Raw genomic sequence first — 13,710 nt, 5'->3', positions numbered from 1 at the left:
TAACACCGCAGGGCGGGAAAGATATTTCCCACAATGAAACAGGCCGGAGATTCCGGCCTGTTTCATTTCCGCTTGTCACCTCACTGCGGATAACTGACCGGCACTGCGGATGACAGAGTACGTTGCCTGATACGTTGCAGGGTGCTGTCATACGGGCAAAGGGTTCCAACGGCGGAGTGCTGGCAGCCGGGGAAGGTGAGCTCAGTCAGCAGGGGAGGCTGGCTCTCACTGAGTAGGGTCAGCTGGCGGAGCTGATCGAGGCTCTGGGCCAGAAAATAGATACGGATAAAGCGGCGTTGTTGTCTGTCGTGCCAGCGTTCAAAGACCAGGCTGCCGCCGGGTGGAATATTGCCCGGTGGATAAAGCCCCTGCTGCCAGTGAAAGCCAGGCAGGGTGCGCAGCCAGGAAATATTGATGTCGTGAGCGACATACAGCAGCCAGCGAACCTCAGGCGGTGTGCTGTGCTGACCGGTTGTACCGGATTGTAACGCGCTGGCTATCTGGTTCATCAACAGCGAAGCGCCACGCTGTGCCGGGCCAGGGAGGTCGTTGCTGTCCTGATACTTAACGCTGAGCAATGGCAGCAGTCTGGCGACCTCTTCAGCGTTCTGCGCATGACCAAAGGCCACCTGCGACAGTGGCTTGTTCTCGCTGTATTCCAGCCGGATGGTTTCAGCCATCGCCGCCAGCGTATCCAGCCCTTTAATGCCCACGGTGCCGTTAGACCAGACCGCCAGTTGCCACGGCTGGCTGAATGCCGGGCAGGCTTGTCCGGCCTGACACACCGCCTGTTTTAACGCCGCAATCTGAGGCTGCATACGCTGTTGCTGCTCTGCCAGAGTGCCGCCGGTTGCCTGTAAAGCCTGCTGGCGGTGTGCCTCTGCCTCTTCCGGCGAGGCTTTTCCTTCAGGGTACTGAAACAAAGGATCGTTGTGCGCTGCGGAATGAATAGTGACGCCACAGCCAGGAAAGGCGGCGTCGGCAAAGGCTTCTGCCGTCGCTCGGGTGCGTTGCAGTGGGCTGGCACGGATATAGACGTCATTATCGGCGGGACAGGGGTGCTGAAGTAATCCCAGCTGGCGGTAGCGCTGGCTCTCATAGCGGCCTTTCAACCATGCCGCCGTGTAGCCATGCCCGGTCAGTTCACCATCCTGATTCAGCCAGTCTGTCCAGCGGCGTCCGGCACCCGTTTCAATCATCTGACGGTTATCGGGGGAGGGAGGACGGACGCCATGTCGGGTGACCTGCACCACTTTTTCCAGCGTGTAATCCTGCGCCTGCACCACCGTGCTCAGGAGAGACAGCATCAGCAGAAACAGAATGTTGCGTAGATCAGACATGGGCACCGTCCGCACCGGGTAGTCCGGCTTTGGCTTAAAAAAGTGGGCCCAGCATGCCCTGGCGGGTTTTACGGTGCAAAAAAAAAGCCCGCCGGAGCGAGCTTTTCAGTTTAATCGGATCGGAATTACAGCTTAGCTGCGTTTTCAGACAGGTACTTAGCCACACCGTCCGGCGATGCGCCCATACCTTCTTTTCCTTTTTCCCACTGTGCCGGGCACACTTCGCCGTGGTCTTCGTGGAATTGCAGCGCATCAACCATACGCAGCATTTCGTCAATGTTACGACCCAGTGGCAGGTCGTTAACCACCTGGTGGCGAACCACACCGGCTTTGTCAACCAGGAACGAGCCACGCAGGGCAACGCCCGCTTCCGGATGCTCGATACCCCAGGCTTTCTGGATTTCGCGTTTGATGTCAGCAACCATCGCGTATTTTACTTCGCCGATGCCGCCTTTATCGATAGGGGTTTTACGCCATGCGTTGTGAACGAATTCGGAGTCAAAAGAAACACCAACCACTTCCACGCCGCGCTTCTGGAACTCTTCGTAACGCTTGTCGAAGGCGATCAGTTCTGAAGGGCAGACGAAAGTGAAGTCCATTGGCCAAAAGAACACAACGGTGGCTTTACCAGCGGTGTGTTTTTTAAAGTTGAAGTTTTCAACGATTTCACCGTTGCCCAGCACAGCTGCGGCAGTAAAATCAGGGGCTTGACGGGTTACCAGGACCATATTCACTCCTGTAAAGGTAGTTAGGTTGATGAAAATAAGAACGCAAGTATACGGTCGATGCTCGTCCGTGAACCAGCATAAGTCACCGATTATTCAGATAGGTTGTAGCTATTGAGCCATCTGAAAACAGCAAGTGATATTTATGTTAATGGCCGTGGCAGAGAAAAACCAGCGGCAGAAGTCTGTATCGAGTCTCAAAGTTGTTGCTGAACGGCTCTGCTCATCATCTGTGGATAGAGTTGCCAGAATATATCAGCAAGATTCTGATAGTTATCGACAAAATCCTGATACGACGCTGACAGCGCCGTCAGGCGCGGTCGGCGGGCGGCAATGCCATTCAGCACCTTCTCCAGGTATGACGCATCGGCATACCTTTCCATCCAGCGCTCGGTCCATAAATAACGGTTAAGCGTCTGAAAGCGCTCGGGTGTGGCCGCTAATTCGGGCTGGATCACAGAATAGCAATCGGCCAGAAAAACTGGCAGGGATATTTCCGGCTGGATTGTATCCCAATGTAAAGACAGGAAATGATCCCAGATAACATCCAGTGCCACAGGCGCTACCCTGAAGGTTTCCGGGCGGAATAATCGTCGCGCTGCCCGCACTTCGGGCAGTGAATCGGTCATGGCGTCGATACGGCGATGCAGCTGGATGCCCAGCGCAATGTGCTGCGGCCAGACGCCGTGAGGATCGCCGCGCACATAGTCAGCCATCAGGTTACCGGTCAGAGAGCTGCCGGCCAGCGAGGCAAGGTGGAGGTGGGCAAGAAAATTCATCGCCGGAGTATATCTTCTTCCTGGCTGACATCACAGCGGCGTGAGTGGGCCGCTCTTTGTCGCAATGGACGCTTTACAAGCAACAGGGCAGGGGATTGTTCAGATATCAGCAGATTTCAGCTAGACTATGCGCCCTCGATTCCCGGACAGTGAATGACCATGCGCGTTGCCGATTTTTCTTTTGAGTTACCAGAATCTTTGATTGCCCATTATCCTCAGGCGCAACGCAGCGGTTGTCGTCTGCTGTCGCTGAATGGTCCCGATGGGGAGCTGACGCACGGCGTATTCACGGATTTACTGGACAAGCTTAATGCTGGCGATTTGCTGGTATTCAACAATACGCGAGTGATCCCGGCGAGGGTATTTGGACGCAAAGTCAGTGGCGGCAGGATTGAAGTGCTGGTCGAACGTATGCTCGACGATCACCGGGTGCTGGCACACGTACGCGCCTCTAAAGCGCCAAAGCCCGGTGCTGAGCTGCTGCTCGGTGATGATGAGAGTGTCAGGGCTACCATGGTGGCGCGCCATGATGCGCTGTTTGAGCTGCGCTTTGACGATGAGCGGGCCGTACTGGATATTCTCAACGCCGTGGGGCATATGCCACTGCCGCCTTACATTGACCGCCCGGACGAAGAGGCCGACCGTGAACTGTATCAGACGGTGTACAGTCAGCGTCCCGGTGCCGTGGCGGCACCTACTGCGGGTCTGCACTTCGACCAGCCTCTGCTCGATGCCCTGCGTGATAAAGGGGTTGAAACGGCGTTTGTCACGCTGCATGTCGGTGCAGGTACTTTTCAGCCGGTGCGGGTGGAAAGTATCGAAGATCATATTATGCATGCCGAATATGCCGAAGTGCCTCAGGAGGTGGTGGATGCCGTGCTGGCGTGTAAAGCCAGGGGCAATCGCGTGGTGGCGGTGGGCACCACCTCTGTCCGTTCGCTGGAAAGCGCGGCTCAGGCTGCCGGGGATGCGTTAATTGCGCCATTCTTTGATGACACGAAAATTTTTATCTATCCGGGATATCAGTATCAGGTGATTGATGCGCTGGTAACCAATTTCCATCTCCCGGAATCGACGCTGATTATGCTGGTATCCGCTTTTGCCGGTTACCGTCATACCCTGCGGGCCTACCAGCAGGCAGTGGCAGAGCAGTACCGCTTTTTCAGTTACGGTGATGCGATGTTTATCACCCATAATCCTCAGGCGGTGAATGAGAAGGTGGGCGTGCACAATAATGGATGTTGAAAAGCTGAATAAACATCATCCGCTAATAAAGATGCCTGTTAGTTTTATGACTATTCACATGCCCGTGAAATTGTGGCCGGGGACGGCGACAACAAAGCATCAATAAGCCGCATCAGATTGACGCTATCCCTGCTGGCTGGCTTGTGCTGCGTCTTGCATGGTTGTTAGAATGCGCCACATTTTATCAATCATCAGACTGTTTCTCTGGTGGAGGCAACGTGAAGTTTGAATTAGACACCACCGATGGCCGCGCACGTCGCGGCCGCCTGGTCTTTGATCGTGGCGTGGTGGAAACACCCGCTTTTATGCCGGTCGGCACTTATGGCACGGTTAAGGGAATGACACCGGAAGAAGTGCAGGACACGGGTGCGCAGATCATTCTGGGCAACACCTTCCATTTATGGCTGCGTCCCGGCCAGGAAATCATGAAACTGCATGGCGATTTGCATGATTTTATGCAGTGGAAAGGCCCGATCCTCACCGATTCCGGTGGCTTTCAGGTCTTCAGCCTGGGAGATATCCGTAAAATCACTGAGGCTGGGGTACATTTTCGCAACCCTATCAACGGTGACGCTATTTTCCTCGATCCGGAAAAATCGATGGAGATTCAGTTCGACCTCGGTTCCGATATCGTGATGATCTTTGACGAATGCACGCCTTACCCGGCCGACCACGATTACGCCAGACGTTCAATGGAAATGTCATTACGTTGGGCGCAGCGCAGCCGCGATCGCTTTGATTCGCTTGGCAATAAAAACGCGCTGTTTGGCATTATTCAGGGCGGGGTTTACGAAGATTTACGAGATGTCTCCGTAAAAGGGCTGGTAGAGATAGGCTTTGATGGTTACGCTGTGGGCGGCCTGGCGGTCGGCGAGCCGAAAGAGGATATGCACCGGATTCTGGAGCATGTCTGTCCGCAGATCCCGCAGGATAAACCCCGCTATCTGATGGGCGTTGGCAAGCCAGAAGATCTGGTGGAGGGCGTCCGGCGTGGCATTGATATGTTCGACTGCGTGATGCCAACCCGCAATGCGCGCAATGGTCATCTTTTTGTCACCGACGGCGTGGTGAAAATCCGCAATGCGAAGTATAAAGATGACACTTCTCCACTTGATGCTGAGTGTGATTGTTACACCTGTCGCAATTACAGTCGTGCTTACTTGCATCATCTTGATCGTTGTAACGAAATACTGGGCGCACGCCTTAACACCATCCACAATTTGCGCTACTACCAGCGTCTGATGGCAGGTTTACGTCAGGCTATTGAAGAGGGTAAATTAGAGCACTTTGTTAGCGAATTCTATAACCGGACGGGCAAGGCGGTTCCGCCGTTAGCCGTTTAATAATTAAACAATGAGGGAAAGTTGATGAGTTTTTTCATTTCTGACGCAGTGGCGGCAGCAGGCGCACCGGCACAGTCAAGCCCCTATTCACTGGTGATTATGCTGGTGGTATTTGGCCTGATTTTCTATTTTATGATCCTGCGTCCACAGCAAAAGCGTGCGAAAGAGCATAAAAAACTGATGGACTCCATTTCCAAAGGTGATGAAGTGCTGACCACCGGTGGTCTGGTTGGCCGCGTCACAAAAGTTGCTGACACGGGTTACGTGGCTATCGCGCTGAATGACACCACCGAAGTGGTCGTAAAACGTGATTTCGTGGCTGCCGTTCTGCCGAAAGGTTCGATGAAGGCGCTGTAATTTTTTGTTTTCCCTAAGGGAACTGCCGTGTTAAACCGTTATCCTTTGTGGAAGTACATCATGCTGGTCGTCGTGCTGATCGTCGGTCTGGTGTATGCACTTCCCAACCTCTATGGTGAGGATCCGGCTGTTCAGATCACTGGTGCGCGCGGAAGCGCCGCCAGTGAGCAGACGCTGGGTCAGGTCCAGAACGTTCTAAAACAGGAAAATATTCAGAGCAAATCCATCGCGCTGGAGAATGGCGCGATTATGGCGCGCTTTGCTAATGGCGACGTCCAGCTGCGCGCCCGTGATGCTATCACCAGGGTGTTAGGCGAGGACTATGTCGTGGCCCTCAATCTTGCCCCCGCGACGCCAGCATGGTTGAGTATGCTGGCAGCCGAGCCAATGAAGCTCGGTCTTGATCTGCGCGGTGGCGTCCATTTCCTGATGGAAGTGGATATGGATACCGCGCTGGGCAAACTTCAGGAACAGAATATCGACAGCCTGAGAAGCGACCTGCGTGACAAAAATATCCCCTGGACCAACGTGCGTAAAACCGATAACTATGGTCTGGAAATTCGCTTTCGTGATACCCAGTCGCGTGACGCGGCGATTACTTATCTGACTGCCCGCCACCGTGACCTGGTGATCAACTCAAGCGGCAGCAACCTGCTGCGAGCGGTGATGAGTGACGATCGTCTGCGTGAAGCCCGTGAGTATGCGGTACAGCAGAACATCAATATCCTGCGTAATCGTGTGAACCAACTGGGTGTGGCAGAGCCGCTGGTGCAGCGTCAGGGCTCCGATCGCATCGTGGTGGAACTGCCGGGTATTCAGGACACGGCGCGGGCGAAAGAGATCCTGGGAGCAACCGCAACGCTGGAGTTCCGTCTGGTTAACACCTCAGTGGATACCACCGCTGCGGCTAATGGTCGTGTACCGGGTGACTCTGAAGTGAAAAACACCCGCGATGGTCAGCCTGTGGTGCTCTTTAAGCGGGTGATCCTGACCGGTGACCATATCACTGATTCCACCTCAAGCCAGGATGAGTACAATCAGGCGCAGGTAAATATCTCGCTGGACAGTGCCGGTGGCAATATCATGTCCAACTTCACCAAGGACAACATTGGCAAGCCAATGGCAACCCTGTTTGTGGAGTACAAAGACAGCGGTAAGAAAGATGCCAACGGTCGGGCGATTCTGGCGAAGCAGGAAGAGGTGATTAACGTTGCCAATATCCAGTCCCGACTGGGTAACAGCTTCCGCATCACCGGTATCAACAACCCTAATGAAGCCCGTCAGCTGTCGCTGTTACTCCGCGCGGGTGCGTTGATTGCACCTATTCAGATTGTTGAAGAGCGCACGATTGGCCCGACTATGGGTCAGCAGAATATTACTCAGGGTCTGGAAGCCTGTCTGTGGGGACTGGCCACGTCAATTATCTTTATGGTGTTTTACTACCGTAAGTTTGGTGTGATTGCCACCACGGCGCTGGTCGCTAACCTGGTGCTGATTGTCGGCATCATGTCACTGCTGCCGGGGGCGACGCTGACCATGCCGGGTATTGCCGGTATTGTGCTGACGCTGGCGGTAGCGGTCGATGCTAACGTACTGATTAATGAACGTATCAAAGAAGAGCTGAAAAACGGGCGCTCTGTCCAGCAGGCGATTCATGAGGGTTACAGCGGTGCGTTCTCCAGTATTATCGATGCTAACGTTACCACGCTGATCACTGCGGTGATCCTCTATGCCGTGGGCACCGGTTCGATTAAAGGCTTTGCCATCACCACCGCAATCGGTGTGCTGACGTCGATGTTTACCGCCATTGTCGGTACCCGCGCCATCGTCAACCTGTTGTACGGCGGCAAACGCGTCAACAAGCTGTCTATTTGAGGAGTGCGTTGTGGCACAGGACTATAGCGTTGAAGAACTGAACTACGGCCGTAAAGTCTATGACTTTATGCGTTGGGATAAACTGGCCTTTACTCTCTCCGGCCTGCTACTGATTGCCTCCTTCGTCATTATGGGGGTGAAGGGCTTTAACTGGGGGCTGGATTTCACCGGTGGAACGGTGATTGAAATTACCCTGGAAAAACCGGCAGATCTGGAAAGCCTGCGGGGTGCTCTGCAACATTCTGGCTTTGCCGATCCGCAAATCCAGAACTTCGGCAGTAGCCGTGATGTGCTGGTGCGTTTGTCGCCTCATGAGGGCAATGCAGGCCAGGAACTGGGCAATAAAGTGGTTTCCATTATCAACCAGGTCAGCCAGCAAAACGCCACCGTCAAGCGTATCGAGTTTGTCGGACCCAGCGTGGGTAGCGATCTGGCGCAGACTGGCGGCATGGCGCTGCTGGTGGCGCTGATTGCTATTCTGATCTACGTTGGTTTTCGCTTTGAATGGCGACTGGCATTGGGGGCCGTGCTGGCGCTGGCGCATGACGTGATCATCACCATGGGCATTCTGTCTCTGTTCCATATAGAGATTGATTTGACCATCATTGCTTCGCTGATGTCGGTAATCGGCTACTCGCTGAACGACAGTATCGTGGTGTCGGACCGTATTCGTGAGAATTTCCGCAAGATACGTCGCGGTACGCCTTACGAGATCTTCAACGTTTCGCTGACGCAGACGCTGAGCCGTACCATTATGACCTCTGCCACCACGCTGGTTGTGGTGCTGATGTTGTTTATCTTTGGTGGGGCATTACTGAAAGGCTTCTCGATGACCATGCTGATTGGTGTTTCAATAGGTACAGTTTCATCTATTTACGTGGCTTCTGCGCTGGCGCTGAAGTTGGGGATGAAACGTGAACATCTGTTGCAGCAAAAGGTTGAAAAAGAAGGGGCTGACCAGCCCTCGATTTTACCTTAATGGTTGATGTGCAAGGGCCGCTGATGCGGCCCTTTTTCTTTATAAAATCGGTAACGCTGGTGTGGACTGCAAAGCCTCTGGCAGCAGATATCAGGATGCATCGGTGACCAGGGTGTTCACTTCCATTAACGCGACGCTGAACAGCAGCTGAATCTGTTGCCGTGGGACATCATCATCCAAATCGTGGGTGATATTGCCAATATCACGACTGAGAAAAGTGATCGCGCTGCCCAGCCCGGTTAATTTATCCACCAGGGTAGTGAAATTTCCAGAAAGCGATTGGGTTTGCGTAAAGAATCCCTGCTGGCTTTGGATCTGTTGCTGAATCTGATTAATCTGGCCCTGTAGACCGTTAACGTTGTCCTGTGCCTTACTTAGCTCGACCGCCATCGCAATCAACCCCGGTACGCCCAGAATGCCCAGCGCCAGCCAGTAATATTTCTGCTTATTCAGGGTATCAAGCTGCTGATTTGCGCCAGCAAGGTTAGATTGTAATCCGGCAATACTGTTTTGCAGGGAGACATCGATCTGTTGCAGTTCGATATTATCCTGAATGATTTTTTCGTTAGCAGCTTTGCCTGCCGTGATCGTCTGGTTGACCAGACCGTCAACCGGCGAAATCTCCGTCTGCACCTGCTGGAGCGCAGCACGCAGTTGATCCGCGCTCTGGGTATTCAGAATCGCCATTTGCTGATTTAACTGGCTTTGCAATGTGATGCCCAGCGCCAGAACCTGTTTCTGCATCTCCTGCACCTGCGGGAGCAGGTCATTCAACAGGGCTGATGTACTTTGCTGAATCGCTATTGCCTGCTGTGGCAAGCCGCTGAAACCATTAATGGTTGCCTGCAACTGCTGAATATTGCTGATAGCCTGGGACAACATGCCATTACTCACGGGAATATCTCCGAAAGAGAAGGGCGGGTAAAATCCCGCCCTGAAGTGGGATCTCAGGCAGCGATCGCCAGTTGATTGACATAATTGGCAAGGGTGGTGCCCTGCGGAACCGCCATTGGACTGACGCCCGCCATCTGGCTTTTAATGGTGCTGACATCGGTGATAATCGTTTTAACCGTGGTGTTGGCCGCGGTCAGCCACAGCTGACGAATCGCGTCGCCGCTGGTGATGCCTTTATCCAGATCGAGGATCAGACTTCCCAGATCGCTGGTCAGCGAATCCCAGGCATTAGCCATCTGCGTGGCGGCATTCACCGCATTTTGTGCCTGATTTTGCAGCCCTTTATAACCGGTGCCAATCTGTGTGGCGGTCAGTACCTCACTTTTCAGCGAACTGCGTTTCTGGTAGAGGTCCTGACGGGCATTCAGCGAATTGTGCAGCACAATCGATCCGGCGGTAATGCCTGCTGCGCCTGCGACCATCATCGCCACCCCGCCAATCACCACCGGCGTCGATGTGCCTGCGGTGACGAAATCTGCTACCGCGCCAATGGCGGTAACAAATGCGCCTCCTATTACCAGTAATCCCCCGACCACAATACCGGCGATAGCGCCGTCAATGGCCGAGTTAATGCCGTCAATTTCCGTATTCAGCTGTTCCAGCACGCCATTATCGCCATTTACCTGCGTGTTGAGATCGACGACGATTTGCTGAAAATTGCGGGAATCAATCACCAGATTATTGTTAAGCACCACCAGCACATTTTTAGTGCTGACAGACAGCGACTGATATTCCGTTGCCTGGTCTTTCATCATGCTCAATGTGCTTAACCACTGTTCTTTGGTTGAACCCGGCGGCAGAGTGGCCGGAACGGCGTTCTGTAGAGCAAAGTAGTTGGAAATGTTGCTTATATTGGTGATGATTTGCGGCTGAATGGTATTCAGATAGCCATTGGCATGATCCTGTGCGGTACTCAGCCCCTGATTAATTTCTGTCTGGAAGTTCTGAAGATTAGGAAACTGACTAAAATCTACCGGGATTTGCTGTTTGACACTGTTGCAATAATTCTGGATTTGCAGAGCCTGTGACGCCTGACCAGACATACTGGTATCCATTGAAACGTCTGTTGCTGTGGTCATTGTTAATTCCTGTAAGTGAGGATTAATCAGAAGGCATCCGGAAGACTGCCGTTACCTGCATAGACAGCTTTAATACTGTCAATCTGTTGTGAAAGGAGCTTCCACTGCAATGCATCTTTTGCCAGCGCGCGTTTGAACTGCCAGATATCATCTTCATTTTTCAGGTTATTAACCTGAGAGACGCACTCCTGAAATGCGCTGGCGATATCATTCCAGGTTTGCGGGAATTTCCCGGCTGTCTGGGCAACCCGGCTGTAGTTGTCCACAAAGAGCTGGTTTTGCGCATCAATTGATTTAGCGACGGTAAGCATCGCATTGGTTTTAGCCAGTGCCTGATAAGCCTGAGCCAGCTTTTCCGTATTACTGATTAAATCTTTTGCTGCCTGACCTGAACCGGCTATACCTGATGAGACTGCGGTAATACCCGAAACCATATATTCCACGGATTGCTCGTTATAAGGATTCTGTGGTTTATTTTCTCCGCTCTGATTGTTATCGCCAGTCTGCGGTTTATTATCCTGATCACCTTTTTCCTCAGTCGAATCTGATTTATTTTCGGTGTCATCTTTGCTTTCGCTGTTATCTTTATTTTCAGTGCTCTTGCCGGAATTATTATCCACCTGAAAGGAAGTGATAATTCCTTTTGCCAGCTGTTTTACGCCATCACCGGCTTTATTACCTTTACTGACGATACCCTGGATATTGGCAGCAATCTGGGTGTTAAGATTCCTGATCGTCTCTGCCCACTGTGCAGCCTCTTTACTTAATGTCTGTTCGGCCTGAGTTAACTGCGCCTGATAGTTTTTCAGCAAGGGTGACAGTGAACTCCAGGCAACCTGTAGCTGACTGTTGAGTGACTGAGCAATCACGCCATAACTTTGAGCCTGATCGGACAGGGATTCCAGCTGTCTGTTCAGTTGGGTCAGGCCATTTAATATATCCTCATCACTTTTTGTGATTAAAATAGAATTAAAAGCATTAACCAGGGCTGAGAAATTAGAGCCAAATGTCATCAGGTTAATAATGGCAGGAAGGCTCTCCTGTTTAAAATAACTCGCCTGGCTGTACATCTGGCGTTGATACGCCACAATTTTAGTTGCCAGACCGGCATCCATATTACCGGCCTGAAAAGCCTGCTGGGTGAGGAGTAAATTACTGTAACTCTGTTGCAATAAGGCCGAGGAAGATAACGCAAGGCTGTCAGTCAGTAAATCCTGATCGCCCAGATTAAGGGAAACAGAAGTTGCCATGGTTCACCACGTTTATATAAAAATTAAATTTAATTAGCGCAATAAATTATCGCGCAGTGTTATGTTGCGAATAATTATGGCTGGTGGAGGTACAGGTTAAGTGGAAAAGCTGATGAATAAAGGAGATATATCTCCGTTATTATGACAAAAATTATAATTCAACAGACTGACAGTGCGGATGTTGTAAGACATTGCAACTCCCTCAAAGGAGAAAATAGTGGCTTGCAGTAAAATGTCGTCTTGTAAGTGATGTTAATGATAAAGAATAAAACTGGCAAGATCCGCTTAATATGTTTTCAATAAAAAACGTGATCCGTGTAATGGTTTTTTATTTAAGTTAATGATTAATATAATTTGTTTTTTAAGGAAATTATTGTAAAGAATAAGAAAAGGAAATGAATTTTCGGAAATTATGTTGATTTTTACTGATGTTTTTTCCGCGCTTATCGCCAGCGATCATTTTTCTCAGCGCCGGCAGGATTAAGTGGGGCGGCACTGAAACCCCACTGACGACGGGATAAACCCCGTCAGGGATGCGAGGCGACAAGTACCACAAGATCATGAATTCGCAGGTACCCCGTCTGTTCCGGCGTGGTGTTACGCAGCATCAGAGGCACGGTGATTTCACTTTGTGGCAGCAATACCTTATCGACATGGATGGACTGACTCTGATTATCAGCCTGTAGTGATTTACCTGTCGTGGGGTCCAGCTCTCCCCATTCCACCTGAAGCGTAAAGGCAGGTAGCGTGTTTTGCGAGGAAGCGCGAATATGCAGCATCGTCTGGGTGTGGCTGCCCTCGCTGATAAGAGGGCTCAATGACAGACGGATTTCACCGGCCTGGCTGTCGAGTAAAACCGGCGTCGTGGCGGCAGGTAACAGCCAGGCACCCTGGGTGGAGTGCGTGTTGAGCATATTTTGCTGCGTCAGGGCGGTAGCCTGCCGCGTCAGCTGATGCATTTCGCTGTTCAACTGGCCGACCTGTTTATGCAGTTTATTAAGGTCAGACTGTTTTGACGGGGAAGCGCAGCCTGCCAGCAACGCCGTTATCAACAACAGGTTTTTTCTTTTTATTACTCTGGTCATTACAGCCAGCTCCTTGCAGATCACGATTCTGTTAAAGCTTATCTTTTTAGCTGAGGTCAGCCGGTTCAACATGCACCAGATTGTCAGTGGCTACCAGCATATTGCATTTTTCAGCGTTGCCCTATCCGAGTGCTCTGAGTCCGGCAACGCACTTTTCCCGGAAATCAGTGAAATGGTCAGCCCGTTATTTTGTTAACTGCCACTTCGCGCTACACTGTGCACCAATTTTCAGGACTATCAGGAAGCATCATGCATTGCCCGTTCTGTTCTGCTGTGGATACCAAAGTGATCGATTCCCGCCTGGTAGGGGAAGGCACCTCGGTGCGCCGCCGCCGCCAGTGTCTGCTGTGCCATGAGCGCTTCACCACTTTTGAAGTGGCCGAGCTGGTGATGCCGAGGGTGGTGAAAAGCAATGATATCCGTGAACCGTTCAACGAAGACAAGCTGTGCAACGGTATGATGAAGGCGCTGGAAAAGCGCCCGGTCAACTCAGACGATGTTGAAAACGCTATCAGTCATATCCGAACGCAACTTCGTGCCACCGGCGAGCGTGAAGTCACCAGTAAAATGATTGGCAACCTGGTGATGGATGAGCTGAAAAAACTGGATAAGGTGGCTTATATCCGTTTTGCTTCGGTTTACCGTAGTTTCGAAGATATTCGCGAATTTGGCGAAGAGATCGCCCGCCTACAGGACTGA

13 protein-coding genes are annotated in these 13,710 nt (G+C 51.9%); 6 read left to right on the top strand and 7 right to left on the bottom strand.

The genetic code is table 11. The annotated features are described in order from the left end of the window. Positions 1–80 precede the first annotated feature (80 nt). The 3 genes from BG55_RS01600 to BG55_RS01590 form a co-directional block, all read right to left on the bottom strand. Positions 81–1,340, bottom strand: a complete 1,260-nt coding sequence (locus BG55_RS01600; protein ID WP_034933575.1) for a histidine-type phosphatase — start codon at positions 1,338–1,340, stop codon at positions 81–83. A 125-nt stretch (positions 1,341–1,465) separates the two neighbouring features. Beyond that, on the bottom strand, positions 1,466–2,068 hold the full coding sequence (locus BG55_RS01595) for a peroxiredoxin C (RefSeq protein ID WP_034933572.1): 603 nt from the start codon (positions 2,066–2,068) through the stop codon (positions 1,466–1,468). Between the two features lie 194 nt (positions 2,069–2,262). Beyond that, positions 2,263–2,844, bottom strand: a complete 582-nt coding sequence (locus BG55_RS01590; protein WP_034933569.1) for an ACP phosphodiesterase — start codon at positions 2,842–2,844, stop codon at positions 2,263–2,265. Between the two features lie 159 nt (positions 2,845–3,003). On the opposite strand from BG55_RS01590, the gene queA reads away from it, so the two are divergent. The 5 genes from queA to secF all read left to right on the top strand — a co-directional run bounded on the left by queA (position 3,004) and on the right by secF (position 8,643). After that, a complete protein-coding gene (gene queA / locus BG55_RS01585; protein WP_034933948.1) occupies positions 3,004–4,089 on the top strand; it encodes a tRNA preQ1(34) S-adenosylmethionine ribosyltransferase-isomerase QueA in 1,086 nt (361 codons plus the stop codon). A 218-nt stretch (positions 4,090–4,307) separates the two neighbouring features. Next, the gene (gene tgt, locus BG55_RS01580) at positions 4,308–5,432 is read left to right on the top strand and encodes a tRNA guanosine(34) transglycosylase Tgt (protein ID WP_034933567.1); all 1,125 of its coding nucleotides are present in this window, start codon (positions 4,308–4,310) and stop codon (positions 5,430–5,432) included. Positions 5,433–5,456: 24 nt separating this feature from the next. Continuing rightward, a complete protein-coding gene (gene yajC, locus BG55_RS01575) occupies positions 5,457–5,789 on the top strand; it encodes a preprotein translocase subunit YajC (protein ID WP_034933565.1) in 333 nt (110 codons plus the stop codon). A gap of 27 nt (positions 5,790–5,816) precedes the next feature. Next, complete coding sequence (gene secD, locus BG55_RS01570) at positions 5,817–7,664, top strand: protein translocase subunit SecD (protein ID WP_071994961.1); 1,848 nt, start codon at positions 5,817–5,819, stop codon at positions 7,662–7,664. Positions 7,665–7,674: 10 nt separating this feature from the next. Beyond that, positions 7,675–8,643, top strand: coding sequence for a protein translocase subunit SecF (gene secF, locus BG55_RS01565; RefSeq protein WP_034933559.1), 969 nt, complete (start codon positions 7,675–7,677; stop codon positions 8,641–8,643). Positions 8,644–8,733: 90 nt separating this feature from the next. Here secF and BG55_RS01560 read toward each other — a convergent pair whose 3' ends face one another. From BG55_RS01560 to BG55_RS01545, 4 genes are all read right to left on the bottom strand, one after another. Next, a complete protein-coding gene (locus BG55_RS01560) occupies positions 8,734–9,537 on the bottom strand; it encodes a GumC domain-containing protein (RefSeq protein WP_034933556.1) in 804 nt (267 codons plus the stop codon). A gap of 53 nt (positions 9,538–9,590) precedes the next feature. Then, the gene (locus BG55_RS01555) at positions 9,591–10,676 is read right to left on the bottom strand and encodes an HBL/NHE enterotoxin family protein (RefSeq protein WP_034933555.1); all 1,086 of its coding nucleotides are present in this window, start codon (positions 10,674–10,676) and stop codon (positions 9,591–9,593) included. 26 nt (positions 10,677–10,702) lie between these two features. Continuing rightward, positions 10,703–11,926 (bottom strand): hypothetical protein, encoded by a 1,224-nt coding sequence (locus tag BG55_RS01550; protein ID WP_034933552.1) that lies wholly within the window; start codon positions 11,924–11,926, stop codon positions 10,703–10,705. Positions 11,927–12,453: 527 nt separating this feature from the next. Further along, entirely contained in the window at positions 12,454–13,011 is a 558-nt protein-coding gene (locus BG55_RS01545) for a SadB/YajI family lipoprotein (RefSeq protein WP_034933550.1), read from the bottom strand. 249 nt (positions 13,012–13,260) lie between these two features. On the opposite strand from BG55_RS01545, the gene nrdR reads away from it, so the two are divergent. Then, positions 13,261–13,710, top strand: a complete 450-nt coding sequence (nrdR, locus tag BG55_RS01535; RefSeq protein ID WP_034933546.1) for a transcriptional regulator NrdR — start codon at positions 13,261–13,263, stop codon at positions 13,708–13,710.

This window comes from Erwinia mallotivora (assembly GCF_000590885.1).
GTDB lineage: Bacteria > Pseudomonadota > Gammaproteobacteria > Enterobacterales > Enterobacteriaceae > Erwinia > Erwinia mallotivora.
This window is presented reverse-complemented; position numbering and strand designations above follow the sequence as displayed.

Excerpts from the sequence above, each read along its gene's own strand:
- BG55_RS01600 (WP_034933575.1), bottom strand. The coding sequence starts at position 1,340 with ATGTCTGATCTACGCAACATTCTGTTTCTGCTGATGCTGTCTCTCCTG.
- BG55_RS01595 (WP_034933572.1), bottom strand. The coding sequence starts at position 2,068 with ATGGTCCTGGTAACCCGTCAAGCCCCTGATTTTACTGCCGCAGCTGTG.
- BG55_RS01590 (WP_034933569.1), bottom strand. The coding sequence starts at position 2,844 with ATGAATTTTCTTGCCCACCTCCACCTTGCCTCGCTGGCCGGCAGCTCT.
- queA (WP_034933948.1), top strand. The coding sequence starts at position 3,004 with ATGCGCGTTGCCGATTTTTCTTTTGAGTTACCAGAATCTTTGATTGCC.
- yajC (WP_034933565.1), top strand. The coding sequence starts at position 5,457 with ATGAGTTTTTTCATTTCTGACGCAGTGGCGGCAGCAGGCGCACCGGCA.
- BG55_RS01555 (WP_034933555.1), bottom strand. The coding sequence starts at position 10,676 with ATGACCACAGCAACAGACGTTTCAATGGATACCAGTATGTCTGGTCAG.
- BG55_RS01550 (WP_034933552.1), bottom strand. The coding sequence starts at position 11,926 with ATGGCAACTTCTGTTTCCCTTAATCTGGGCGATCAGGATTTACTGACT.
- BG55_RS01545 (WP_034933550.1), bottom strand. The coding sequence starts at position 13,011 with ATGACCAGAGTAATAAAAAGAAAAAACCTGTTGTTGATAACGGCGTTG.
- nrdR (WP_034933546.1), top strand. The coding sequence starts at position 13,261 with ATGCATTGCCCGTTCTGTTCTGCTGTGGATACCAAAGTGATCGATTCC.